This window comes from Bradyrhizobium tunisiense (assembly GCF_042263385.1).
GTDB classification, from domain to species: Bacteria; Pseudomonadota; Alphaproteobacteria; order Rhizobiales; family Xanthobacteraceae; genus Bradyrhizobium; species Bradyrhizobium tunisiense.
The window spans coordinates 804,334-825,625 of sequence record NZ_JBHLEV010000004.1 but is presented as its reverse complement, the minus strand read 5'-3'; the positions used below and the strand labels follow the sequence as shown (position 1 = coordinate 825,625).

21 protein-coding genes and 1 riboswitch are annotated in these 21,292 nt (G+C 67.5%); of the genes, 6 read left to right on the top strand and 15 right to left on the bottom strand.

Annotated elements, in window-relative coordinates; all coding sequences use genetic code 11:
• Positions 1 to 21 precede the first annotated feature (21 nt).
• From cobA to cbiT, 5 genes are read right to left on the bottom strand one after another with little or no spacing between them, the layout of a single operon-like run.
• The gene (gene cobA, locus ACFDR6_RS22510; protein ID WP_317240220.1) at positions 22 to 753 is read right to left on the bottom strand and encodes a uroporphyrinogen-III C-methyltransferase; all 732 of its coding nucleotides are present in this window, start codon (positions 751 to 753) and stop codon (positions 22 to 24) included.
• Entirely contained in the window at positions 750 to 2,060 is a 1,311-nt protein-coding gene (locus ACFDR6_RS22505) for a cobyrinic acid a,c-diamide synthase CobB (protein WP_375859527.1), read from the bottom strand. Before ACFDR6_RS22505 ends, cobA begins: the two co-directional genes overlap by 4 nt.
• Complete coding sequence (gene cobM / locus ACFDR6_RS22500; RefSeq protein ID WP_375859526.1) at positions 2,060 to 2,842, bottom strand: precorrin-4 C(11)-methyltransferase; 783 nt, start codon at positions 2,840 to 2,842, stop codon at positions 2,060 to 2,062. The genes ACFDR6_RS22505 and cobM overlap by 1 nt, the downstream gene beginning before the upstream one ends.
• The gene (locus ACFDR6_RS22495) at positions 2,839 to 3,207 is read right to left on the bottom strand and encodes a cobalamin biosynthesis protein (protein ID WP_375859525.1); all 369 of its coding nucleotides are present in this window, start codon (positions 3,205 to 3,207) and stop codon (positions 2,839 to 2,841) included. Before ACFDR6_RS22495 ends, cobM begins: the two co-directional genes overlap by 4 nt.
• Positions 3,204 to 4,385, bottom strand: a complete 1,182-nt coding sequence (cbiT, locus tag ACFDR6_RS22490) for a precorrin-6Y C5,15-methyltransferase (decarboxylating) subunit CbiT (protein ID WP_375859524.1) — start codon at positions 4,383 to 4,385, stop codon at positions 3,204 to 3,206. Before cbiT ends, ACFDR6_RS22495 begins: the two co-directional genes overlap by 4 nt.
• Here cbiT and ACFDR6_RS22485 point away from each other — a divergent pair.
• Entirely contained in the window at positions 4,384 to 5,130 is a 747-nt protein-coding gene (locus ACFDR6_RS22485) for a cobalt-precorrin-6A reductase (RefSeq protein WP_375859523.1), read from the top strand. The genes cbiT and ACFDR6_RS22485 overlap by 2 nt on opposite strands.
• Here ACFDR6_RS22485 and cobJ read toward each other — a convergent pair.
• The 7 genes from cobJ to ACFDR6_RS22450 are packed head-to-tail and all read right to left on the bottom strand — an operon-like array spanning position 5,106 to position 13,013.
• The gene (gene cobJ, locus ACFDR6_RS22480; protein ID WP_375859522.1) at positions 5,106 to 5,840 is read right to left on the bottom strand and encodes a precorrin-3B C(17)-methyltransferase; all 735 of its coding nucleotides are present in this window, start codon (positions 5,838 to 5,840) and stop codon (positions 5,106 to 5,108) included. The genes ACFDR6_RS22485 and cobJ overlap by 25 nt on opposite strands.
• A complete protein-coding gene (locus tag ACFDR6_RS22475) occupies positions 5,837 to 6,568 on the bottom strand; it encodes a precorrin-2 C(20)-methyltransferase (protein ID WP_375859521.1) in 732 nt (243 codons plus the stop codon). Before ACFDR6_RS22475 ends, cobJ begins: the two co-directional genes overlap by 4 nt.
• 2 nt (positions 6,569 to 6,570) lie before the next feature.
• Positions 6,571 to 7,200, bottom strand: coding sequence for a precorrin-8X methylmutase (locus ACFDR6_RS22470; protein ID WP_375859520.1), 630 nt, complete (start codon positions 7,198 to 7,200; stop codon positions 6,571 to 6,573).
• Positions 7,200 to 8,363, bottom strand: a complete 1,164-nt coding sequence (gene cobG / locus ACFDR6_RS22465) for a precorrin-3B synthase (protein ID WP_375859519.1) — start codon at positions 8,361 to 8,363, stop codon at positions 7,200 to 7,202. Before cobG ends, ACFDR6_RS22470 begins: the two co-directional genes overlap by 1 nt.
• The gene (gene cobN, locus ACFDR6_RS22460; protein ID WP_375859518.1) at positions 8,360 to 11,608 is read right to left on the bottom strand and encodes a cobaltochelatase subunit CobN; all 3,249 of its coding nucleotides are present in this window, start codon (positions 11,606 to 11,608) and stop codon (positions 8,360 to 8,362) included. The genes cobG and cobN overlap by 4 nt, the downstream gene beginning before the upstream one ends.
• A complete protein-coding gene (cobW, locus tag ACFDR6_RS22455) occupies positions 11,608 to 12,642 on the bottom strand; it encodes a cobalamin biosynthesis protein CobW (protein ID WP_375859517.1) in 1,035 nt (344 codons plus the stop codon). Before cobW ends, cobN begins: the two co-directional genes overlap by 1 nt.
• Complete coding sequence (locus ACFDR6_RS22450) at positions 12,639 to 13,013, bottom strand: DUF1636 family protein (protein WP_212092445.1); 375 nt, start codon at positions 13,011 to 13,013, stop codon at positions 12,639 to 12,641. The genes cobW and ACFDR6_RS22450 overlap by 4 nt, the downstream gene beginning before the upstream one ends.
• Before the next feature lie 94 nt (positions 13,014 to 13,107).
• A riboswitch (cobalamin riboswitch) is annotated at positions 13,108 to 13,327 on the bottom strand.
• Between the two features lie 40 nt (positions 13,328 to 13,367).
• Between ACFDR6_RS22450 and cobO the strand changes: the two genes are divergently transcribed.
• The gene (gene cobO / locus ACFDR6_RS22445) at positions 13,368 to 14,003 is read left to right on the top strand and encodes a cob(I)yrinic acid a,c-diamide adenosyltransferase (protein WP_375859516.1); all 636 of its coding nucleotides are present in this window, start codon (positions 13,368 to 13,370) and stop codon (positions 14,001 to 14,003) included.
• Positions 14,004 to 14,008: 5 nt separating this feature from the next.
• Entirely contained in the window at positions 14,009 to 15,457 is a 1,449-nt protein-coding gene (locus tag ACFDR6_RS22440; RefSeq protein WP_375859515.1) for a cobyric acid synthase, read from the top strand.
• On the opposite strand, the gene cobD is transcribed toward ACFDR6_RS22440, so the two are convergent.
• Both cobD and cbiB read right to left on the bottom strand, forming a co-directional pair.
• Complete coding sequence (cobD, locus tag ACFDR6_RS22435; protein WP_375859514.1) at positions 15,446 to 16,411, bottom strand: threonine-phosphate decarboxylase CobD; 966 nt, start codon at positions 16,409 to 16,411, stop codon at positions 15,446 to 15,448. The two genes, ACFDR6_RS22440 and cobD, sit on opposite strands and share 12 nt — an antisense overlap.
• 11 nt (positions 16,412 to 16,422) lie before the next feature.
• On the bottom strand, positions 16,423 to 17,364 hold the full coding sequence (gene cbiB / locus ACFDR6_RS22430) for an adenosylcobinamide-phosphate synthase CbiB (protein WP_375859513.1): 942 nt from the start codon (positions 17,362 to 17,364) through the stop codon (positions 16,423 to 16,425).
• 121 nt (positions 17,365 to 17,485) lie between these two features.
• Here cbiB and cobU point away from each other — a divergent pair, with 121 nt between their 5' ends.
• From cobU to bluB, 3 genes are read left to right on the top strand one after another with little or no spacing between them, the layout of a single operon-like run.
• Positions 17,486 to 17,989 carry a bifunctional adenosylcobinamide kinase/adenosylcobinamide-phosphate guanylyltransferase gene (gene cobU, locus ACFDR6_RS22425; RefSeq protein ID WP_317240237.1) on the top strand — a complete coding sequence of 168 codons (504 nt, stop codon included), beginning with the start codon at positions 17,486 to 17,488 and terminating at the stop codon, positions 17,987 to 17,989.
• Positions 17,986 to 18,768 (top strand): adenosylcobinamide-GDP ribazoletransferase, encoded by a 783-nt coding sequence (gene cobS / locus ACFDR6_RS22420; RefSeq protein ID WP_317240238.1) that lies wholly within the window; start codon positions 17,986 to 17,988, stop codon positions 18,766 to 18,768. The genes cobU and cobS overlap by 4 nt, the downstream gene beginning before the upstream one ends.
• 3 nt (positions 18,769 to 18,771) lie before the next feature.
• Positions 18,772 to 19,404, top strand: a complete 633-nt coding sequence (gene bluB / locus ACFDR6_RS22415) for a 5,6-dimethylbenzimidazole synthase (RefSeq protein ID WP_375859512.1) — start codon at positions 18,772 to 18,774, stop codon at positions 19,402 to 19,404.
• A gap of 189 nt (positions 19,405 to 19,593) precedes the next feature.
• On the opposite strand, the gene ACFDR6_RS22410 is transcribed toward bluB, so the two are convergent.
• Complete coding sequence (locus tag ACFDR6_RS22410) at positions 19,594 to 21,282, bottom strand: ShlB/FhaC/HecB family hemolysin secretion/activation protein (RefSeq protein ID WP_375859511.1); 1,689 nt, start codon at positions 21,280 to 21,282, stop codon at positions 19,594 to 19,596.
• Positions 21,283 to 21,292 lie beyond the last annotated feature (10 nt).

Sequence of the window (21,292 nt, the reverse complement as noted above, 5' to 3'; positions counted from 1 at the left end):
GGCGAAGGGTGGCCGCTTCCGTCACGACGGTTGATCCCCCGCCAGCGCGCCGAACAGGATTACCGCGGCCGTCGAGGCGGCGCCGCCGCGGGCAAGCTGCTCGGCAAGCTCGGCAATGGTGGTGCGGACCAGCCGCTCGTCGGAGCGGCCGAGGGATTCGGCAAACAGCGCCGGCGTATCCGCGGCGAGACCGTGCGCGATCAATTTTGCGGCAAGCGCCGGAAAGGTGCGCCGGCCCATATAGACAACCGTCGTCGCTTCGGGGTCGGCCAGCGCGGCCCAGTTCAGATTGGGCGGCAGCTCGCCGGTGACGTCGGCTCCGGTCACGAACTGTACGCGCCGCGAGGTGTGGCGACGGGTCAGGGGAATGCCGGCTTGCGCGGCGGCCACACAGGCCGAGGTGACGCCGGGGATGATCTCATAGCCGATGCCCGCCTCGCGCAGCGTCTCCAACTCTTCTTCGAGCCGGCCGAAAATGCCGGCATCGCCCGACTTGAGCCGTGCCACGCGCACGCCTGTTGCGGCATAGTCGACCAGGAGACGGTTGACATGATGCTGCCTGGTCGAGGGTCGCCCGGCCCGCTTCCCGACCGCGACGAGATTGGCGCCGGGCCGGGCGAGATCGAGGATCGCGCCCGAGGCAAGATCGTCGTAGAGCACGACGTCGGCCTCCCGCAGCCGCGCAGCGCCCTTGAGCGTGAGCAGTTCGGGATCGCCGGGGCCGGCGGAGATGAAGGAGACAAAACCGCTCACCGGTCCTCCGCGATCAGATGGAAGAACGTGCCGGTGGCCTGCCCTCGCCGCGAGCCCGTTTCGGCAATGACAGCGCCCGTTGCATCGTGCACGACGGCCAGCGCCGTGTCGGGCTGGGCGATGATGGTCGAATAGTGAAACTCGTGGCCGCGCAGACGCGCGCCGGCCCGATGGCCCGGCATCGGTGCGGCGAGTTCGGCGAGGCGGTAGCCCAGATGCATGCGGCGTTTCGCAAAGCTCGTCTCGAGGCCAAGCAGGCCTGTCATCTCATGGCGGATACCGTCCGCGTCGGTCAAAGCGGTTCCCAGCACCATATAGCCCCCACATTCGCCATGCACCGGCCGCGTTTCGGCGAAGGCGCGCAAGGAACCGTGAAAGCTCGCGTTGGCGGCAATCCTGCCGGCATGAAGCTCCGGATAGCCGCCGGGCAGCCAGCAGACGTCGGCGCTCGCGTCAGGCGCTTCATCGGCCAGCGGCGAGAACGGCAATATCTCGGCGCCCGCCGCGCGCCAGGCTTCCAGCATATGCGGATAGACGAAGGAGAACGCGGCATCGCGCGCGAGCGCAATGCGCTGGCCGGGCGGCGTCACGTTCAGGCCGTTCGCGGCAGGCGGCGGCGACCAGGAACCTGCCGACCGCAGCACCGCGTCGAGATCGACATGCTCGGCAACGAAGCGCGCGGCCTCGTCGATTAGCTTGCCGATCTCCGTCTGCTCTTCGGCCTGGACGAGGCCGAGATGCCGCTTCGGCAGGCTGATCTCGGCATGACGCGGCAGTGCGCCGAAGACGGCGATGCCCACATCGTTGAGCGCGCGCCGTACGAGATCTTCGTGACGCGGGCTGGCGACACGATTGAGCACGACGCCCGCGAGTCTCACGCCGGGTCGATAATCGCGAAGGCCCGCGGCGATCGCCGCCGCGGTCTGCGCCTGACCCGAGGGATCGATCACCAGCACCACCGGCCAGCCCAGCATCTCCGCGATATCCGCGGTGGCACCGGTGCCGGAGACACCGCGCGCGGCGACGCCGTCGAAAAGGCCCATCGACCCCTCGGCGAGGACGATATCTGCGTCCGCACCGCGGCGGACGAGATGCGCTATTCCTCCGCGGTCCATCGCCCAACTGTCGACGTTGACGGAAGCGCGCCCCGTGGCGGCGGCGTGGAAGGCGGGATCGATGTAGTCAGGCCCACTCTTGAAGCACTGCACGTTCAGGCCGCGATTGCGCCAAGCGCGCGCGAGCGCCAGCGTCAGCGTGGTCTTGCCGACGCCCGAGGCCGGTGCGGAGATGACGAGGCCTGCTGCCATCACGTCGCCTCCGGAAAGCGCGGCTCGGTCCCAACAGGCCGATAACGGCGGTCGTAGTCGGCGGCATAGAGGCGGCTCTCGTCGAAATCCGCAGCGCCAAGCGTCTTGCCGACCAGGATCAGCGCGGTGCGCTCCATCTCCGTGCCGACTGCGGCATCGAGCGTGCCGAGCGTCGCGCGGACGATGCGCTGGTCCGGCCAGCTCGCGCGCCAGACGATGGCGACCGGACAGTCCGCGCCGTAATGCGGCGTGAGCTCGGCGACGACGTTGTCGAGCAGATGGATCGACAGATGGATCGCGAGCACCGCGCCGGTCGCGGCGAATGCGGCCAGCTTTTCGCCTTCAGGCATAGCGCTGGCGCGGCCCGGCGTGCGCGTGAGCACTACCGTCTGGGCGAGACCGGGCAGCGTCAGCTCTGCCTCCAGCGCCGCCGCCGCAGCGGAGAAAGATGGCACACCTGGCGTCACCGAATAGGGAATGCCAAGCGCGCGCAGACGGCGGAGCTGCTCGCCCATCGCGGACCAGATCGAGAGATCGCCGGAATGCAGCCGCGCGACGTCCTTGCCGTTTGCATGCGCGGCGACGATCTCCGCGATGATCTCGTCGAGCGACAGCGGCGCAGTGTTGACGATGCGCGCCCCACGCGGGCAATGCGCCAGCACGCCTTCAGGCACCAGCGAGCCGGCATAGAGACAGACCGGACAGGCCGCGATCAGGTCGCGGCCGCGCAAGGTCAGCAAGTCAGGCGCGCCCGGTCCTGCGCCGATGAAATGCACCGTCATGCGCCGCCTCCTTCGGCGATGGCCGCGGTCGCGGTGCGATCCTGCGAGACTACGCGCGTCGCAATCAGCCGCGCGCCCGGGCCAACCGCAGCGAGCGCTGCGGCTTCGGCAATCGAACCCGTCCCGAATGTCTCGGCAACGAGCTTCGACTGCGTCGGCGTGTCGATGCCCGCCAGTACATCGGCCGGAACAGCCTTGATCGGCACACCGCACTCACGCGCGAGCTGCTTCAACGATTCTGTGTCGGCCTTGTCGCTGACAGTCGCCATGGCTGCGAGACCTTCGGCACCACCCGCCGCCAGCAGCGCTTCGCGCAACGAGGCCAGCGTGACATCCTTCCTGAAACCCAGTCCGGCGACCTTCATCGGACCGTACTCCATTGCACCAATGGACGTGCCGCGTCCCAGGACCGATAGCGGCCGAGCGGCGCGGCATGCGCGATCTCCACCCGCATCAGCTCGCCGCCGTGGCGCTGATGCAGCTCGCCAAGCAGCGCGTCCGTCTCCAGCGTCACCCCGTGAGCAACCAGCCGCGTCCCCGGCGCAAGCGGCGACCAGATCGCATCGAACATCGCATGATCGAGACCGCCGCCGACGAAGACGGCATCCGGCGCTTCCAGCCCAGCAAGAGCTTCCGGTACCCTCCCCGAGACGACCATGATCCGATGCGAAAGTCCGAATGCGGCTGCATTCTTGCGGATGTTCGCGACACGATCCTCACGCGCCTCGATTGCGGTCGCCGTCCCGCCGCACAGTGCCCACTCGACCGAGATCGAGCCCGAGCCGGCGCCGATGTCCCACAGCCGCTCGCCGGGCCGCGGCGCCAGCGCCGAAAGCGCGAGCGCGCGCACCGGCCGCTTTGTGATTTGTCCGTCGTGGACGAACAGATCGTCTGACAGGCCCGAACTCCGCGGCATGCCTTGTCCGCCATTTGCCTCGATGGCGACTGCGACAAGGGCTCCAGCGAGATCACCTGCAAAGCTATCGGCGCGACATTCTCCGATGCTTTCTTGCGGCCCGCCAAGGGCAGCGAGCGTCCAAAAGGTCGACGCGCCCCATCCGCGCTCGCTCAACCATCTTGCGAGATCGCCAGCCGCTGTCCCGCCGCGTACGAGGCAGATGATGCGTGCGCCTTGCGCCAGATGCGGAACGAGACGTTCGAACGGTGCGGCGTGGAGTCCGAGGCAGGCGACGATTTCGAGGCGCCAGCCAAGTCGCGCAGCGGCGAGCGAGAAGGTCGACGGCGCGGAATGCGCAATCCACTCGCCGGCCTGAAGCGTCTCGGCTAGAACAGCGCCCGCACCGTGCCAGAACGGATCGCCGGAGGCCAGCACCACCGTCGGCCGGTCGCGGCGGCTCAGCACGACATTGGCATCGAACGGCACCGGCCATGAACGGCCACGGCTCCCGACGCCGGCAAGTGCGAGGTGCCGTTCACCGCCGAACACGGTTTCGGCAGCGTCGAGCGCCTTTCGGCTTGCCTCCGACAGCCCGGCAAGGCCATCCTCGCCGATACCGATGATGGTCAGCCAGGGATCAGCCATGATGCGCGCCCTCATACTGGGCGGAACTGCCGATGCGAGCCTGCTCGCCGGAGAGATGGCGCGCGCGCGCATCGATGCCATCTATTCGTACGCCGGTCGCACTCACGTGCCGGCCGATCAGCCGCTGCCGACCCGCATCGGCGGTTTCGGCGGCGTGAGCGGGCTTGCGGGTTACATCCGCGACGAGCGCATCACGCATGTGATCGACGCGACGCATCCCTTCGCCGCCGAGATGAGCCGCAATGCGGCCGCGGCGTGCGCGGAAACCGATACGCCGCTGATCGCGCTGGAGCGCGCGCCCTGGGCGATGGCGAACGGCGACAACTGGATCGAAACAGCTGATCTCACCGCCGCCGTCGCGGCTCTGCCCGAGATGCCCGCAAAAGTATTCCTCGCCATCGGCCGCCAGCACATCGCGCCGTTCGCGACGAAGCCACAGCATGCCTATACGCTGCGCTTCGTCGATCCGCCCGAAGCGCCCCTTCCCTTTGCGGCCGACGTCATCGTATCGCGTGGACCATTCACCCTTGATGGCGAACTGGAGATGATGCGGGCGCGCGGCATCGCCTGGATCGTCGCCCGCAATTCCGGCGGCGACGGTGCGCGCGCCAAGATCGACGCGGCGCGCATGCTCGGCCTTCCCGTGGTCATGATCTCGCGGCCGGAGCTGCCCGAGCGCCGACGGGTTGAGAGCGTCGCCGAGGTGATGCAGTGGCTCGGTCATTCGACCCGCCTCGGTGCATAGACCCAGCGGCCGACGCGGCGCGTCTGCGAATTTCCGACGATGACCAGCGTGCGCATATCGGCCATCTCGGGCGTCGCTTCGTTCAGAGTCACCGTCTCGATCTTCTCGTCAGCCGCACTGACCGCACGCGCAAAGATCACGAGGCGCTCGCCGCAGCCTGCTTCGCGAAGCACAGAAAGCGTACGGCCAAATCCTTCCGGCCGGCTTGCCGAGCGCGGATTGTACATCGCGATGGCGAAGTCAGCCGCGGCGGCAAGCCTCAAGCGCTTCTCGATCACCGCCCACGGCTTGAGGTTGTCGGAGAGATTGATCGCGCAGAAATCATGACCGAGCGGCGCGCCGGCTCGGGCGGCAGCCGCCAGCATCGCGGTGACGCCCGGCAGCACGCGGATCGGCAGCTCGCGCCATTGCGGCGCCTGTTCCAGCGCCTCGAACACGGCGGAAGCCATCGCGAAGACGCCGGGATCGCCGGAGGACACGATGACGACCTGCTCGCCTTCGGCGGCGAGCCGCAAGGCTTCGCGCGCGCGCTGCAGCTCTTCGCGGTTGTCGGAGGGGTGCAGGGTAAGCCCGGCTCGCGGCGGCACCCGCGCGACATAGGGCGCATAGCCCAGAATGTCGGTCGCGGCCGCGAGCGCGGCGGAGACTTCCGGCGTCACTAGCGCGTCGCTGCCGGGCCCGAGGCCCGCGATGGTCAAGGTACCAGTCATTGGGCGGCGTCCAGATGCCGGCCCTTGCCGTGCACCAGCACGATCGCGAAATAGGGACAGTCGGCGCCGTCGATCTCGGCGAGCCGCACCACGCGCTCGCCCGGCATGGTGCCACGCTCGACCAGCCAGGCATCGTCCAGCCGGCCGGCGGCGCTGAGCGCGCGGCGCACCTTTGCGAGATTGCGACCGGTCTTCATGACGACGAGCGCATCGGAATCGCGCATGCGCCGCTCGAGTTCGTCTTCAGCAAGCGTGCCCATCAGCACGGTCGTCACGTCATCGCCGAGCGCGATTGGCTGTCCGACGCCATTCCAGCAGCCGACCATGCCGGGAATGCCGGCGATCACCTCGATCTCGGCCCGTCCCTGCAGGCGCGTGTGCAGATGCATGAAGGAGCCGTAGAAGTAGGGATCGCCCTCGCAGAGCACGACGACATCGACCGCGCGCGCAAGCCGCGCCAGGCGTTCGGCCCATTCGTCGTAGAAGCCGGCGAGCAGCTGCACATATTCAGCGCTGTCGAAGGCGATCTCGGTCGTGACAGGATATTCCATGGGATATTCGGCGACATCCGCCGCCAGCATGCCGTCGACGATGCGTCGCGCCTGGCCCGGCCGGCCCATCTTGCGGAAATAGGCGACATGCCTGGCGCCGCGCACGGTGCGGTCGGCGCGCACACTCATCAGATCAGGATCGCCGGGGCCGAGACCGCAGCAGATGATGCGTCCCATCGCTATTCGCTCCGGCTCGCCAATGCATTCACGGCGGCGACCGTGATCGCGGAGCCGCCGAGGCGGCCCTCGACCGTCAGCGCCGGCACAGGCGGATTGGCCATCAGCGCGGCCTTGGATTCGGCCGCACCAACGAATCCCACCGGGCAGCCGATGATCGCCGCAGGCCGCAGACAGTCGCGGTCCTCCAGCATGTTGAGAAGGTGAAACAGCGCGGTCGGCGCATTGCCGATTGCAACGATTGCACCGTCGAGATGCGGCCGCCACAGCTCCAGCGCCGCGGCCGAGCGCGTGTTGCGCATCGATTGCGCCAGTGCGGGAACCGCGGCGTCGCCAAGCGTGCAGATGACGGCATTGGCCGCGGGCAATCTCGCGCGCGTAATCCCTTCCGAGACCATCCGCGCGTCGCACAGGATAGGCGCGCCCTTCTGCAAGGCCGCGCGCGCGGCGGTCGCCATCCCAGGCGTGAAGCGGATATGCGCCTCGAGACCAACCATGCCGGCGGCGTGGATCATCCGCACCACGACCTGCTCTTCGTCAGGCGAAAAGCGCGCAAGGTCCGCCTCGGCGCGGATCGTCGCAAAGGACTGACGGTAGATCGCCGCGCCGTCGGTTTCATAGGTGTGCGGCATCAGTGCCCTCCGACCAAGATGGAGGGATCGCTGACGATGTCGGCGCCGTTGAGCCCGCGCAGAACCGGCTCATCACGCGTCGAGCCGCCGCGGACGAGATCGAAGCCGGCACCTGTCGCAACCAGCGTGACGGCGGCCGTGCCGGAATGCGCGCAACCCTTGCCACAACCGGAAACGTGGAGACGCGTATCCGCGGCGATGCGCGGCGCGAGCGCCGCAGCCAGTGCGCGCGTATCGGCGTGGGCTTCGCGGCAGCGCGGCGCTCCGCTGCAGGCGATGACGCGCAGCGCGGGATCGAACGGCTCGGTAATGAGGCCCGCCGCGCTCGGCATTTCGTGCTTGCCCTCGCTCAGCACCATCCGCCACGGCGTCATGCGCAGCGCATGTCCGCAACCGGCGAATTGATGCAGTGTCGTATGCAGCATCTGCCCGAATGCGACGCCGACCATCGCGCCTTGCGGATAGTGCCCCGGCCGCGACGCCGCCATCACGGGCGCCGGCTCGGTCTCGCCGCGCAGCGATTGAGGCAATGCCGCGCCGGAGGCGATGTGGGCCGCCATGCGCCCTCGCCCGCCCCTCGCGCCGCCGGAGACCAGGAACCAGCTTGCGAGCGCGAGCGCCATGCTGACGGCCTCGCCGCGTGCGACGGAGCGGCCGAGCCTTGCACCATCGGCCCGCACCAGGAGGCGGCCCAACCGATCGCGCTCGATGCGTATGTCGGCGGAATCGCCGGCGAGCACCCGCGATCTTCCGTCATCGACGGCGAAGCCGAACTTGGTGGGAAGCGCGAGGCCGCTGTCGGCCAGCGCCTCCTCCAGCTCGGCGGCGAGCGACTGGGTTTGGTCGGCGCCGCTCCAGAACGGCATCACCAGAATGTTGCGCCGGGCTTCGATATCGGCGTCGGGATCGAGCAGTGCCAGTTGCGCGAGCCCGTCGAGCAGCGGCCGATGGCTCTGCTCGCTGACGCCGCGGATCTGCAGATTGGCGCGGCTCGTCACGTCGATCAGACCATTGCCGTGTTGCCCGGCGAGTTCGGCAAGGCCTGAGATTTGCGGGGCTTCAAGACGCCCACCGAACGGACGGACCCGCACCACGAGCCCGTCGCCCGATTGCATCGGCCGCAGCGCGCCGGGACACCAGCCCTTGACCGGAGACGCGCTCATGATGCCTCCCGCAACGCCGCCGCGATCGAATTGCGGCGCGTTTGCCAGAGCGCGGCATCGTGCAGGCGCGCGAAGCAGGTTTCCATCGCGGCGAGCGCCCGCGGATTTTCACTCGCCATGAAGGCGCGGACATCATCGTTGCCGAGCGTCGCATCGTAGTAGAGATCGAACAGATGCGGCGGCACGGCCCCGGCGAGATGGGCGAACGCGGCCATATGCTCCAGCGTCGCAGTGATCTCGGCGGCTCCGCGAAAACCGTGGCGCATCATGCCGGCGATCCAGGCCGGATTGGCGGCGCGCGCCCGGACGACACGGGAGATTTCCTCGGTCAGCGTACGCGCGTGCGGCTGTTCGGGACGCGTGGTGTCGAGGTGATAGAGCGATGGTCCTGCCGCGCCGAGATGCGCTGCAGCCGCCGCAACGCCGGCTTCATGCGCGGCATAATCGGCGGCGAGAAGCAGATCGGTTTCCGGCAAGTCCTGGACGTGGACGAAGGCCTCGGCCAAGGCGAGCCGCGCCTCGATGCCGGCGCGATCTGGCTTGATCTCTCCATCGGCCGAGAACGCCCAGGACGAGGCCGACAGCCAGGCCTCGCCCGCGGCATCGCGCGTCTCCGGCGTGAAGGCATCAGGGATCGCCGAGAGACCGACGCCGTAATGTCCAGGCCGCGGCGCAAACACGCGGGAGACGCGGTGGCGATAGGGATTCTCCTCGCCCTCGTCCTCACGCGCCGCAAGCGTTTCGGAAGCGGCCTCGAACAATTGCGCGAGACCCGCGAAGACATCGCGGAACAGGCCGGAGACCCGCAGCGTGACATCGATGCGGGGGCGGCCGAGCTCGGCCGGCGCGATGATGTCGTAGCCGGTGACGCGGCCGGAGGCGTGATCCCAGCGCGGCGCGAGGCCTGCCAGATGCAGCGCCATCGCAAACTCTTCACCGGCGGTGCGCATGGTCGACGACCCCCAGAGATCGACGACGAGTCCCTTCGGCCAGTCGCCGTGATCCTGCAAGTGACGGCGCAGCAGCTCTTCGGCGAGCTTGATGCCTTGCGCATGCGCGGACGGCGTCGGCACCGCGCGCGGGTCGACGGCAAAGAGATTACGTCCGGTCGGCAGCACGTCCTGGCGTCCGCGATAGGGCGAGCCCGACGGTCCCGGCGCGACACGCCGGCCGGCAAGCGCGGCACGTAGCGCTTCGCGCTCCGCTTCGCTGCAGGCACCGCGGCCGAACACGTGCAGGCCGTCGCCGAACTGGCTTTCCTTGAGGTCACAGACGAAGCGGTCGATCCGCGGGATGGCTTCGGCCGGTGCGGCCGATGCATCGAGGCCGAGATCATCTTCGAGGCCGGCGGCGCGCGCCTCCTCGCGGATCGCAGCGATCAGCCGCTGACGGCGCGCGGGATCGAGACCGTCGGCGGTCGAATATTCGTCGAGGAGACGTTCGAGCCGGCGCAGCCCTTCCGGTACCGCGGATTTTTCCAGCGGTGGCGGCAGGTGGCCAACCGTGACGGCTGCGAGACGCCGCTTCGCCTGCGCGGCCTCGCCGGGGTCGTTGACGATGAAGGGATAGATGATGGGAAGATCGCCGATCAGCGCTTCCGGCCAGCAGCGCGATGACAGCGCCACGGATTTGCCGGGCAGCCATTCCAGCGTTCCATGCGCGCCCATGTGCACGACGGCGTCGATCCCCTGCTCGCGGAGCCAGAGATGGAACGCGACATACGCGTGGCGCGGCGTGCGGGCGAGATCGTGATAATCGGCATCGCGCATGGCCGCATCGCCGCGCTCGGGCTGGACCGCGATGATAGACCGGCCGCATTGGATCGCCGCGAAGTGGAACGCGCTATCGCGGCAACTCGGATCCTCCTCCGGCGCGCCCCAGGCTTGCGCGAGATCGTCCTGCAGGGACTGCGGCAGACGCAAGACTGCCGCGCGATAATCGGCGACGCTCCAGGTCAAACTTTGCTCGAGCAGCGCTTCACCGAGCGCATGGACCGGCGCAACATCGAAACCGACCTCGACGAGATCCAACAGCAAGGCCTCGACAGACGCCAGCGCGTCGAGACCGACGGCATGCGCGATCTGGTGCGGGCGTCCCGGATAGTTCGAGAGCACGAGTGCCAGCCGCTTCTCACCGGCGGGCTTTTCCGCTAGGCGCCGCCACGCTGCGACGCGTGCGGTGACGGCCTCCACGCGCTCCTCATCGGGCCTATGGGCCAGATGCGAGAACTGCAGATCGGAGTCGCGCTCCCCGGCGGATTTGAAGCTCACCACGCCCGCGAACAGCCGGCCGTCGACCTCGGGCAGCACCACATGCATTGCAAGATCACCGGGCGAGAGGCCGCGTAGCGACTCCGCCCAGTCCTCGCGCCGCGCCGTCGAGAGCGCGACCTGGAACACAGGGCACGATGCTTCGTCGAACGGCGTCGTGCCGTCGTCACCCAGGGCCGAGAATGCCGTTGCGTTGACGATCACCGCCGGAGGATTTTGCGCGAGATAGCCGCACAGCCAGTCGGCAACGCCCGCCGCCTTCAGCGAGGTGACGAACACGCCGCAGGCGTCAAACCCCTTCTCGCGCAGCGCCGCGATCAAGGCATCGACCGGGCCGGTGTCCGCGGCGGTGAGATAGGAGCGATAGAACGTCACGAGCGCGCGGGGCTTCCCCTCACCGCCCACGGGGGCCGCAATGACGCCGCGGGCGGGATCGTAGAAGCCCATCTCGGGCACGCTCATCTCGCCGACGACAGGGCCGGCATAGAGGCCCGAGGCCAGCGCGAGTTGCGCGATCGCAGCTTGCGCGGCGACCGTGCCGCCGGTGTCGCAGAGCACCTTGAGCCGGCGCAGCGTCGAGACCGGCAAGGTCGAGTACGCGTCGAGCCGCGCATCGTCATGGCCGTCGGCCGGCAGCACGGCAAGGACGATGTCACGATCCCTGGCCAGTCGTTGAAGGGCCGCCAGCCCATACGCCCAATAGGACTCCCCGCCGATCAGGCGCACGAGGATGCCGCGCGCCTGCGACAGCGTGCGGTCTATATAGGTGTCGACCGACAGCGGATGACGCAGCTCCGCGAGATTGGCGAGCCGCAGCGACGGCAGGCTGTTCCGGCCGCGCCGCCAACCGGCCGCGAAAGCGGCGAGATCGGAATCCGAATACGAGAGCACCACGAGATCGGCCGGGTCCTGGCCGATGTCCCTTGGCGTCGCGGTCTCTTCGAGACCGCGGCTCTCGCGGAAAACGACGTGCATCAGATACCTAGTCCTGACCTGATCGCGGCCTCGTCGATATCGCCGTGCTCACCGATCACGACGAGCCTGGACTGCCTGACACCTGCACCCCAGGGCTTGTCGAACTGGTGACGCACGCGCTCGCCGACCGCCTGCAGCAACAGGCGCATCGGCTTTCCCGCGACCGCGATATAGCCTTTGGCGCGCAGCACGTTCTGCTCGCGCGCCAGGCGCTGGACGGAGGCAACCAGCGCGTCGACGTCGGTGACTTCGGGCAGATCGATCACAACCGAGGCGAAATCATCATGCTCATGCTCCTCCTCGCCATCGTGATGCGAGGGGCGTGCGGCGAGATCGTTCTCGGCGGCGGCCCCGAGTCCAAGGATGAGGCGCGCATCGATGGCGCCGTCGGTGACGGGCAGCATCGGCACGCGCCGCGGCATCTCGGCGGTGATCGCCGCCTTGGCAGCTTCGATGCCGGCGGCGCCCGCGAGATCAGCCTTGGTCAGCAGCACGATGTCGGCGCAGGCGATCTGATCCTCGAACACTTCCGACAGCGGCGTCTCGTGATCGAGATTCTCGTCCGCCGCGCGCTGCGCCTCCACCGCAGCCGGATCCGGTGCGAAGCGGCCGGCCGCGACAGCCTCGGCATCGGCGAGAGCGATCACGCCATCGACTGTGATGCGCGAGCGGATCTGTGGCCAGTCGAACGCTTTGAGCAGCGGCTTCGGCAGCGCCAGGCCCGAGGTCTCGATCAGGATGTGATCGGGCCGCACCGGGCGCGCCAAAAGCTGCTCCATGGTCGGAATGAAATCGTCGGCAACCGTGCAGCAGATGCAGCCATTGGCGAGCTCGACGATGTTCTCTTCCGGGCAATTGGCATCGGCGCAGGACTTCAGGATTTCGCCATCGACGCCCTCGCTGCCGAACTCGTTGACGAGCACCGCGAGCTTCTTGCCATTGGGGTTTGCGAGCAGATGCTGGATCAGCGTGGTCTTGCCGGAGCCGAGGAAACCGGTCACCACCGTGACCGGGACTTTTGCGAGCGAGTTCATTCGGCGGCCTCCGGCAACGCGGCAACAGGGGGAATGCGGGCAAGCGACTGCTTGCGGAATATTTCCGGCCGGCTGCGCCAGGGCACGAGCCCGTCGGGCGCCGCGGCATAGGCCGCCGCGCCCGCGACCACGTCCTGGGCATTCGTCTCGGAGAGGCGCCCATAGACATAGGACCAGCGGCCGGGCGCGCTCAGCGCGACCGAGCAGCCCTGGCTGCAGGCCGACAGGCATTCGACGGGAACCACATTGACGCCCTCGGGCACGCCGGCCTCGAGGATCGCGCCATGCAGGCGCTTTCCGGGCGTCGTCTCGCCCTCGCCAGGAGTCTCGCCGGCACGGCAGGTGATGCAGACGTGAAGTGTGACGGTCATCGCCTCTTCCAGATAACAGCGGGAGGCGATGAGGCACACGGACCATTCTTCAGAAGGCCCGTTTCCCCGTCGCGGAACACCCCGTCCGCCGGTCCAAAACTCGTCCGCGCTGGCAGGTCTCCCGGCTTGCGGAGCAGGGTTTTGCCCTTCGATCCCCGCCTTCCCGATTCCGCAGGGAATCAGTGGCTTCGGGCATCTCTCCGGTCACGGTCGCGGGGGCGGCTGCAGTTTGGACCCAAATCTTGCCGATTCGGACCCTATCGCATTCCCTCTTCGCCTGTCATAGGACAGGAACCAACGCCGGGCCACCATTTGCCGGTGGCCGCCTCTTGTCAAGCCGAAGGACCGGGACCGATGACGCCTGAACCGGAGACCCCAACGACCGAGGAAACCGACGCCCGGCATACCCAGAAAATGGCGAAGAAGAAGGCCGCCCGCGACAAGATCATGGCGACCAAGAGCGGCGAAAAGGGCCTCATCATCGTCCACACCGGCGCCGGCAAGGGCAAATCCTCCTCGGCTTTCGGCATGATCGTCCGTTGCGTCGCTCATGGCTTCCCCTGCGCGGTCGTGCAGTTCATCAAGGGCGCCTGGGACACCGGCGAAAGGCGCCTGCTCACCGGCCATTTCGGCGACCTCTGCCAGTTCCACGCGATGGGCGAAGGTTTCACCTGGGAGACGCAGGACCGCGCCCGCGACATCGCCGCCGCCCGCGCCGGCTGGGAGAAGGCCAAGGAGCTGATCCTCGATGAGAACTTGCGCATGGTCGTGCTCGACGAGATCAACATCGCGCTGCGCTACGATTATCTCGATATCGCCGAAGTCGTCGAATTCCTGACGACGCAAAAGCCTGCGATGACCCATGTCGTCCTCACCGGCCGCAACGCCAAGGACGAGCTGATCGAGATCGCCGATCTCGTCACCGAGATGACCCTGGTCAAGCATCCCTTCCGCTCCGGCATCAAGGCGCAGGCCGGCGTCGAGTTCTGAATTCGATGGCCCGCACATTGATGATCCAGGGGGCCGGCTCTGACGTGGGCAAATCGCTCATCGTCGCCGGCCTCGCGCGCGCCTTCACGCAGCGCGGCCTGCGCGTGCTTCCGTTCAAGCCGCAGAACATGTCGAACAACGCGGCCGTCACCGTCGATGGCGGCGAGATCGGCCGCGCCCAGGCGCTGCAGGCACTCGCCGCCGGCGTCGAGCCGCACACCGACATGAACCCGGTGCTGCTGAAGCCCGAGACCGATGTCGGCGCGCAGGTCATCGTGCACGGCAAGCGCATTGCGACCGCGCGGGCACGCGACTACGCCGCGATGAAGCCGTCGCTGATGGGCGCTGTGCTGGAGAGTTTTGAGCGGCTGAAGGCGCGCGCCGACCTCGTCCTCGTCGAAGGTGCCGGCAGCCCGGCAGAGGTGAACCTGCGGAAGTCCGACATCGCCAATATGGGCTTTGCCCGCAAGGCCGGCGTGCCGGTCGTGCTGGTCGGCGACATCGACCGCGGCGGCGTCATTGCCCAGCTCGTCGGCATCAAGACGGTGATCGACCCCGACGATGCCGCGATGATCCAGGGTTTCGTCATCAACAAGTTCCGCGGCGATCCCGCGTTATTCGAGGATGGCTATGGGCTAATCAAAACGAAAACCGACTGGCGCGGCCTTGGCGTGCTACCCTGGTTCGCGCGTGCCGGCGAGCTGCCGGCCGAGGACGCGCTGGGCCTGACCGACTCGCGAAGACCCGGTCAATGCAAAATCGCGTGCCTCGCGCTGTCGCGGATCGCCAATTTCGACGACCTCGATCCGCTCAAGCTCGAGCCGGGCGTCGATCTCGTGATGGTGCGTCCCGGCGAAGCCATTCCCGGCGACGTTCGCCTCGTCGTCATCCCGGGCTCCAAATCGACTCGTGGCGACCTCGGATTTCTGCGCGCGCAAGGCTGGGACATCGATCTGCTCGCGCATCACCGCAGGGGCGGCCATGTGCTCGGTCTCTGCGGCGGCTATCAGATGCTGGGCCGAAGCGTCGCCGACCCCGAGGGTATCGAAGGTCCCGCGGGCGACATGCCAGGACTCGGGCTGCTGGATGTGGCGACGGTCATGAGCCCGCAGAAGACGCTGACACGTGTCGCGGCCGTACATGCCGCCACGGGGCAGCCGATCGAAGCGTACGAAATCCACATCGGCCGCACCGACGGGCCGGATCGCGCACGTCCCTTCGCAACGTTGAACGGCGAGCCGGAAGGCGCTATCTCGCGCGACGGACGCGTGCAGGGCAGCTATTTGCACGGCCTGTTCACGTCGGACGATTTTCGCAGGGCATTCCTGGCAAAGCTCGACATTCCCGCAGGCGAGGTGCCCTACCACGCCAGGATCGAGAGCACGCTCGATGCTCTCGCCGATCACATCGAAAAACATCTCGACGTCGAAGGCCTGCTCGCGCTAGCGCGCTAGGACTTCGCCGAGCCGAGCCCATTCGGCTTCGCTGCCGGGAAGCCCGAGCCGCAACCATGTCGGCTTTTGTGCGAACACGCGCGACCAGATATGGCCATGCGCCAGCTTCTCCTGCGCGGCACGTGCGTCGGGCATCTCGTAGAGACGAAACAGCGACGCTCCGCCGACGAACCGCCATCCCTGCGCGCGTGCCATGGCGTCGAGGCGCACACAGTCTTTCGCAAGCCGGGCCGACGTGGCCTCGGCCCAGGCGTCGTCGCGCAAGGCGCGGCAGCCGATCGCGATCGCTGCACCTGAGACCGGCCATGGCCCCGAAGCCGCCGCGAGCTTGGCCACATCAGCCGCACCGCCAAGCGCGAAGCCGAGCCGCAATCCGGCAAGGCCATAGAACTTCCCGAACGAGCGCAGGATCAGCAGCCCCTGCCGATCCGCTTCGGGCGCGAGCGACAGCTGCGGAGCGGCATCGGCAAAGCTCTCGTCGATCACGAGACGGCCGACGCGCGGCAGCAGTGTCAGCAAACCCTCCGGCGAATGACACCGGCCATCGGGATTGTTGGGATTGACGACGATGGCGAGATCCGCGCTCGCCAGCGCATCGAGCTCCCCGACCTCCTGGACGTCCCAGCCTGCAGCCGACAACACGCCTGCATATTCATTATAGGTCGGCGCGAGAATGCGCGCGCGGCCGGGGGCCGCCAGTTGCGGCAGCAATTGGATAGCCGCCTGCGCGCCGCCAAGTGCGACGATCGGCGCGCTCGTGCGGTACGCGTGCCGCGCGGCCTGATGCAAGGCGTCGACCTCGTCGCGCGAGGGCAGCGCACTCCAGGCGCGCGAACCCACTTCGCCCACGGGATAAGGCAACCGGTTGATTCCGGTCGAGAGGTCGATCCAATCCTCCGCGCGTCCGCCAAAACGCTGCTGGGCCTGATCCAGATTTCCACCGTGCTCGCGCATGCCTCTTTGTTTCACGCGAAGGCCAGGATCGCAAGCAGGCCTGCGAGCAGCAGCATGGCGCGGCGGTAGACCGTCAATGCCTCGTCGATGTCGGCTGCACGCGGATCGCGCGCGCCCTCGTTCAGCCAGGGCTCGTCGGTGACGCTGCCGTGATAGCTCCGGGGGCCGCTGAGCCGCACACCGAGCCCACCCGCCATGGCCGCTTCCGGCCAGCCGGCGTTGGGCGAACGATGACGGCGCGCATCGCGCGTCATGCAGGCAAGCGCATCGGATCGCCGCGGTGCCAGCAGCACGAACAGAAATCCGGTCAGCCGCGCTGGAATGAAGTTTGCGACATCGTCGATGCGCGCCGCGGCCCAGCCGAAGGCTTCGTGCCGTTCGCTGTGATGGCCGATCATGGAGTCCAGCGTGTTGATCGCCTTGTAACCCAGAATCCCGGGCAATCCGAACAGCGCACCCCAGAACACCGGCGCCACGATGCCGTCGGAGGCGTTCTCGGCGAGACTCTCGATCGCCGCACGCGCGATGCCGGCTTCATCGAGCGCCGCGGGATCGCGGCCGACGATGTGCGAGACCGCCTCGCGCGCGGCAGCGATATCGCCAGCCATCAGGGGATGCGCGACGGCGGCGACGTGATCATGGAGCGAGCGCGACGCGACCAGGGGCCAGGCCAGGATTCCGATCACCACGATCTGGATCCAGCCAAAGGGCAGCAAGGATTGAAGCATCCAGCCGAGTGCGACGGAGAGCGCGATCACGAGAAGCGCGCCGGCAACGCCCGCGCCCCGGCGAAGAGCCGGCGGATCGGCCGCGCGATTCCAGCCGGTATCGACAGCGCCGATCAGCCGCCCCAGCCAGGTCACGGGATGCCCGATCCGCGCGAACAGCCACGACGGCCAGCCTAGCAGGGCATCCACCGCCATCGCCACCACCATCGCGCCCGCAAAGTCCAAACCCGCCTCCTGTCCCGCCCCTGTTGCGCAAAGCGAGGCGCGAGCGCAAGCCCCCAGCCGCCTGATTTCGGCTTTGTCTTTGGCTGCGTTTGGTGATTAGTCAGGCCCACAGGAGAGTTTGATGGCCGTCATCTTGATCACGGGCGGAGCGCGATCGGGCAAGAGCAAGCGTGCGGAAATGCGCACGCGCGCCTTTCCCGGCCAGCCCGTCTATGTGGCGACGGCTGAGGCGCTCGACACCGAGATGGAGGAGCGTATCGCCAGGCATCGCGCGCGTCGCGGAAGCGACTGGATCGAGCGCGAGGTGCCGCTCGATCTCGTCGATGTCCTGGTCGCAACCGATGGCGGCGGCGCGAGGCTGGTGGATTGCCTGACGCTGTGGCTCTCCAACCTGATGCATGAACAACGTGATTGGGAACATGAGGTGAGCGAGCTCGCCGGCACCCTGCCCCGTCTGAAAAGTCCCGTCGTCTTCGTCACCAACGAAGTCGGCCTCGGGATCGTTCCCGACAACGCGCTGGCCCGCAGCTTCCGTGACGCCGCCGGGATCATGAACCAGATGATAGCGGCCGTTGCCGATGAGGTCGAGTTCGTCGTTGCCGGCCTGCCGATGAAGCTGAAATGACACCGGGTATCGAGTTTCTCAAACACATCATTGCCGATCTCAGGATGGCCGCATCGTTCGTGACAATCCTCCCTGTGGGATCGTCGAAGCCTGCGGGCGACGGCGCCGTTGCGCGGGCCACATGGGCCCTTCCCGTCGCGGGGCTGCTGGTCGGCCTTGCCGGCGCACTGGTCTACACGATCGCCAGCCGTTTCGGACTGACGCCGAACGTTGCCGCCCTGCTCGCGTTGGCCACGACCGCCCTCATCACCGGCGCGCTCCATGAAGATGGGCTTGCCGACACAGCCGATGGGCTCGGCGGCGGGCGGACACGCGAGCGCAAGCTCGAGATCATGCGCGACAGCCGGATCGGCACCTATGGCGTCTGCGCGCTGATCCTGTCGATCGGCCTGCGCTGGAGCGCGCTTGCGACGATCGCCGATCCATTCGCCGTCATGCTGGCGCTGTGCGCCGCGCATGCTGCTGCTCGCGCGGGCGTGCCGGCCTTCATGTCGCTGGTACCTCCGGCGCGGCCGGACGGGCTTTCGGCGAGTGCGGGAGCGCCGCCGGGTCGCAGCGTTGCGCTTGCGCTCGCACTTGGAACGCTCACGCTCGCTCTCGCGTTAGGGCCGAGCAAGGCGCTGGGCAGCCTGATCCTGCTGACGCTTGCAGGCCTGATGCTGGCGTGGCTTGCCATCCGTCAAATCGGCGGACAGACCGGCGACATCCTCGGCGCGTTCGAGCAGCTAGGTGAGATCCTGATCCTGCTGGTGGCGGCCGCCTTCCAGATGGGACGCTAGCTCATGGTCGAGTTCGACGATACCTTCCGCCGGCAGTTGCGCGAGCTGTTCGTGTGGCGGCGCGACGTGCGCCGCTTCCGAGCTGACCCGCTTCCGGCCGGCGCGATCGATCGCCTGATCGAGACCGCGTGCCTGTCGCCCTCGGTCGGCCTGAGCCAGCCCTGGCGCTTCGTCGTCGTCGACGATCCTGCACGGCGCCACGCCGTGGCCGACGATTTCAGGGCGTGCAACGCCGACGCTCTGGGTTCTTATGCGGGCGAACGCGCCGCGCGCTACGCCACGCTGAAACTGTCGGGCCTCGAGCAAGCGCCCGGCCACCTCGCGGTGTTCGCCGACAAGGCCAGCGACGTCGGTCACGGCCTCGGCCGCGCCACCATGCCGGAGACCACGGAATATTCCGTGGTCGCCGCAATCACCGCGATGTGGCTCGCCGCGCGCGCCGAGAGCATCGGCGTCGGCTGGGTGTCGATCCTCAATCCCGATCGCATCCAGGTCATTCTCGACGTGCCCGATACCTGGAAGTTCGTCGCCTATCTCTGCGTCGGCTATCCGGAAATCGAATGCGACCAGCCCGAGCTGGAGCAGGCGAAATGGGAGCATCGGAGGGGCGCGGAGGAGTTTACGTTGAAGCGCTGATTGAGCGGCGCCTCAAGCTCGAACATCAGACGCCAGCGGCACCCCATCCTCCGTCATTGCGAGCGAAGCGAAGCAATCCAGAATCCTTCCGCGGAAAGACTCTGGATTGCTTCGTCGCAAGGGCTCCTCGCAATGACGGCGAGAGAGTTGCGCTCGCAACGCCGACGGCGAGAGCGGCGCAGCTTCCGGCTACGACTTGCTCCTGCCCGCCACCGCGGCGACGGGCGCAGGTGGCTCCGGCTTCTGGAACATCAGCAGCGGCCGGAAGATGACGCGGCCATAGGCTTCGTAACGGTTCTGGGTCGACACCGCCATCTTCAGCGGTGTCGCGTAGTTCGCCTCGAACGTCATGAACGGCGCATAGGTCCAGGAGAAGCCGACGCCGACAGAGGCCATTTCGGTGACGCCCGGGAAGGTCGAATACACCGCACCCCAGTCGGTGAAGACGTAGGTGTCGAAACCCCTGAGCCATTGCGACCAATTGTAATGCAGCTCGGCGTTGAAATAATAACCGCTGTCGCCGGACGCCGCGTTGGAGGGATAGCCGCGTACCGTGGTGGGACCGCCGATCGAAAAGATCTGGCTGCCGGGCAGCAGCTTCTCCTGCGTGTACTGCCAGCTCGCCAGTAAATTGGCACTGAAATTGGCCGGGCCCGCGGCGCTGGTCGCGATCAGCGAACCGGTATAGGTGTGGAACGCGCGGTTGTTGCCGAGCACGTAGTCGTGCCATGCGATGTAATTCACCGCCGGCGAGACCGTGATCGAATAGGTATTGCCGGACTTGGTCACCGAGACGCCCGCCGTGGTCTTGTCGTAATGGTCGTCGGTGACGGCAACCGTGGAGAAGCGGCTGACCGTCTTGCCCTCGGTCAAGGCGGCGTTGAGCAGCACCAGCCAGTCCTGCGTCACCCAGACCGGCTGGCTGAAATTGACCGCGGCCTGGCTCGAGCGTCCGGTCACGTCGAGCGCGACGAACGGACCCTGGATGATCTTGATCTTGCCCTCGGTATAGCTGACGCCGGCGCGGCCTCCCCAGGGATTGACCGGGATGCTGTAGGCGACATTGCCGTTGAGATTGCCGTCGGAGCGGACGCCGTAGAAGGTCAGCCGGTCGTCGACGCCGAACAGGCCGTGGCGCTTGTAGAAGGCCCCGCCTTCCCAGCGCCCGGTGTTCTCGGGGCCCTGGTTGTCGGTGAAGAGCTGCAAGGTGTCAGCCGGCGGCTCGATCACCGCGAGCTGGAGGTCGGTGAGGCCGAAGCTCGTGCCGGGCTGCAGCAGCGCCTTGATCTGCACGTCGTTGGTCCGGTTGAACCAGATCACGTCGCGGTTGAGCTTGGGAACGTCGAGGACCTCGCCTTCGGGCTCCTTCACGCGCTGAAGGATGTAGTCGGTGCGGGTCTGCTTGTTGCCCTCGACGGTCGTCTTCTGCAGCCGGCCTTCGGTCAGCTTGACGCGGACGACGCCGCCCTTGGCGTCCTGCTCGGGCAGCGTCGCGATGCCCGTGACGATGCCGCGCGCGGCATAGACCGCATTGATGTCGGCAACGAGCTGCAACAGCGAGGCGATGTCGACGTCCTTGCCGACATACTTCTTCGCGATCTCATCCAGCTCCGCCGGAGTGATGAACTTGGACTCGTCGAACGTAATTTTGCGCAGGCGGAATTTCGGCCCGCCCGGCTTCAGAAGCTGGGATTTTTCCCGCTCACCGCCAACCACCGCCGGCCCTGTGAGCTTGGGCGGCGCGCTCTGCTGCTCGAGCTGCCGGCGCTGCCGGTCAATGTCGTTCTGGATCACGCCGGGATTGATCGACTGGGCGCGCGCAGAGACGATGCAGGACGCTGCCAGCCCGACCGCCAATGCTGCCCCGCGAATCCGCATCCTGAATCCG

Bases quoted from the DNA above. Each gene is read 5' to 3' on its own strand.
- ACFDR6_RS22505 (WP_375859527.1), bottom strand. From the start codon at position 2,060: ATGGCAGCAGGCCTCGTCATCTCCGCACCGGCCTCGGGCGTCGGCAAG.
- cobM (WP_375859526.1), bottom strand. From the start codon at position 2,842: ATGACGGTGCATTTCATCGGCGCAGGACCGGGCGCGCCTGACTTGCTG.
- ACFDR6_RS22495 (WP_375859525.1), bottom strand. From the start codon at position 3,207: ATGAAGGTCGCCGGACTGGGTTTCAGGAAGGATGTCACGCTGGCCTCG.
- ACFDR6_RS22485 (WP_375859523.1), top strand. From the start codon at position 4,384: ATGATGCGCGCCCTCATACTGGGCGGAACTGCCGATGCGAGCCTGCTC.
- cbiT (WP_375859524.1), bottom strand. From the start codon at position 4,385: ATGGCTGATCCCTGGCTGACCATCATCGGTATCGGCGAGGATGGCCTT.
- cobJ (WP_375859522.1), bottom strand. From the start codon at position 5,840: ATGACTGGTACCTTGACCATCGCGGGCCTCGGGCCCGGCAGCGACGCG.
- ACFDR6_RS22475 (WP_375859521.1), bottom strand. From the start codon at position 6,568: ATGGGACGCATCATCTGCTGCGGTCTCGGCCCCGGCGATCCTGATCTG.
- ACFDR6_RS22470 (WP_375859520.1), bottom strand. From the start codon at position 7,200: ATGCCGCACACCTATGAAACCGACGGCGCGGCGATCTACCGTCAGTCC.
- cobG (WP_375859519.1), bottom strand. From the start codon at position 8,363: ATGAGCGCGTCTCCGGTCAAGGGCTGGTGTCCCGGCGCGCTGCGGCCG.
- cobN (WP_375859518.1), bottom strand. From the start codon at position 11,608: ATGCACGTCGTTTTCCGCGAGAGCCGCGGTCTCGAAGAGACCGCGACG.
- cobW (WP_375859517.1), bottom strand. From the start codon at position 12,642: ATGAACTCGCTCGCAAAAGTCCCGGTCACGGTGGTGACCGGTTTCCTC.
- ACFDR6_RS22450 (WP_212092445.1), bottom strand. From the start codon at position 13,013: ATGACCGTCACACTTCACGTCTGCATCACCTGCCGTGCCGGCGAGACT.
- cobO (WP_375859516.1), top strand. From the start codon at position 13,368: ATGACGCCTGAACCGGAGACCCCAACGACCGAGGAAACCGACGCCCGG.
- ACFDR6_RS22440 (WP_375859515.1), top strand. From the start codon at position 14,009: ATGGCCCGCACATTGATGATCCAGGGGGCCGGCTCTGACGTGGGCAAA.
- cobD (WP_375859514.1), bottom strand. From the start codon at position 16,411: ATGCGCGAGCACGGTGGAAATCTGGATCAGGCCCAGCAGCGTTTTGGC.
- cobU (WP_317240237.1), top strand. From the start codon at position 17,486: ATGGCCGTCATCTTGATCACGGGCGGAGCGCGATCGGGCAAGAGCAAG.
- cobS (WP_317240238.1), top strand. From the start codon at position 17,986: ATGACACCGGGTATCGAGTTTCTCAAACACATCATTGCCGATCTCAGG.
- bluB (WP_375859512.1), top strand. From the start codon at position 18,772: ATGGTCGAGTTCGACGATACCTTCCGCCGGCAGTTGCGCGAGCTGTTC.
- ACFDR6_RS22410 (WP_375859511.1), bottom strand. From the start codon at position 21,282: ATGCGGATTCGCGGGGCAGCATTGGCGGTCGGGCTGGCAGCGTCCTGC.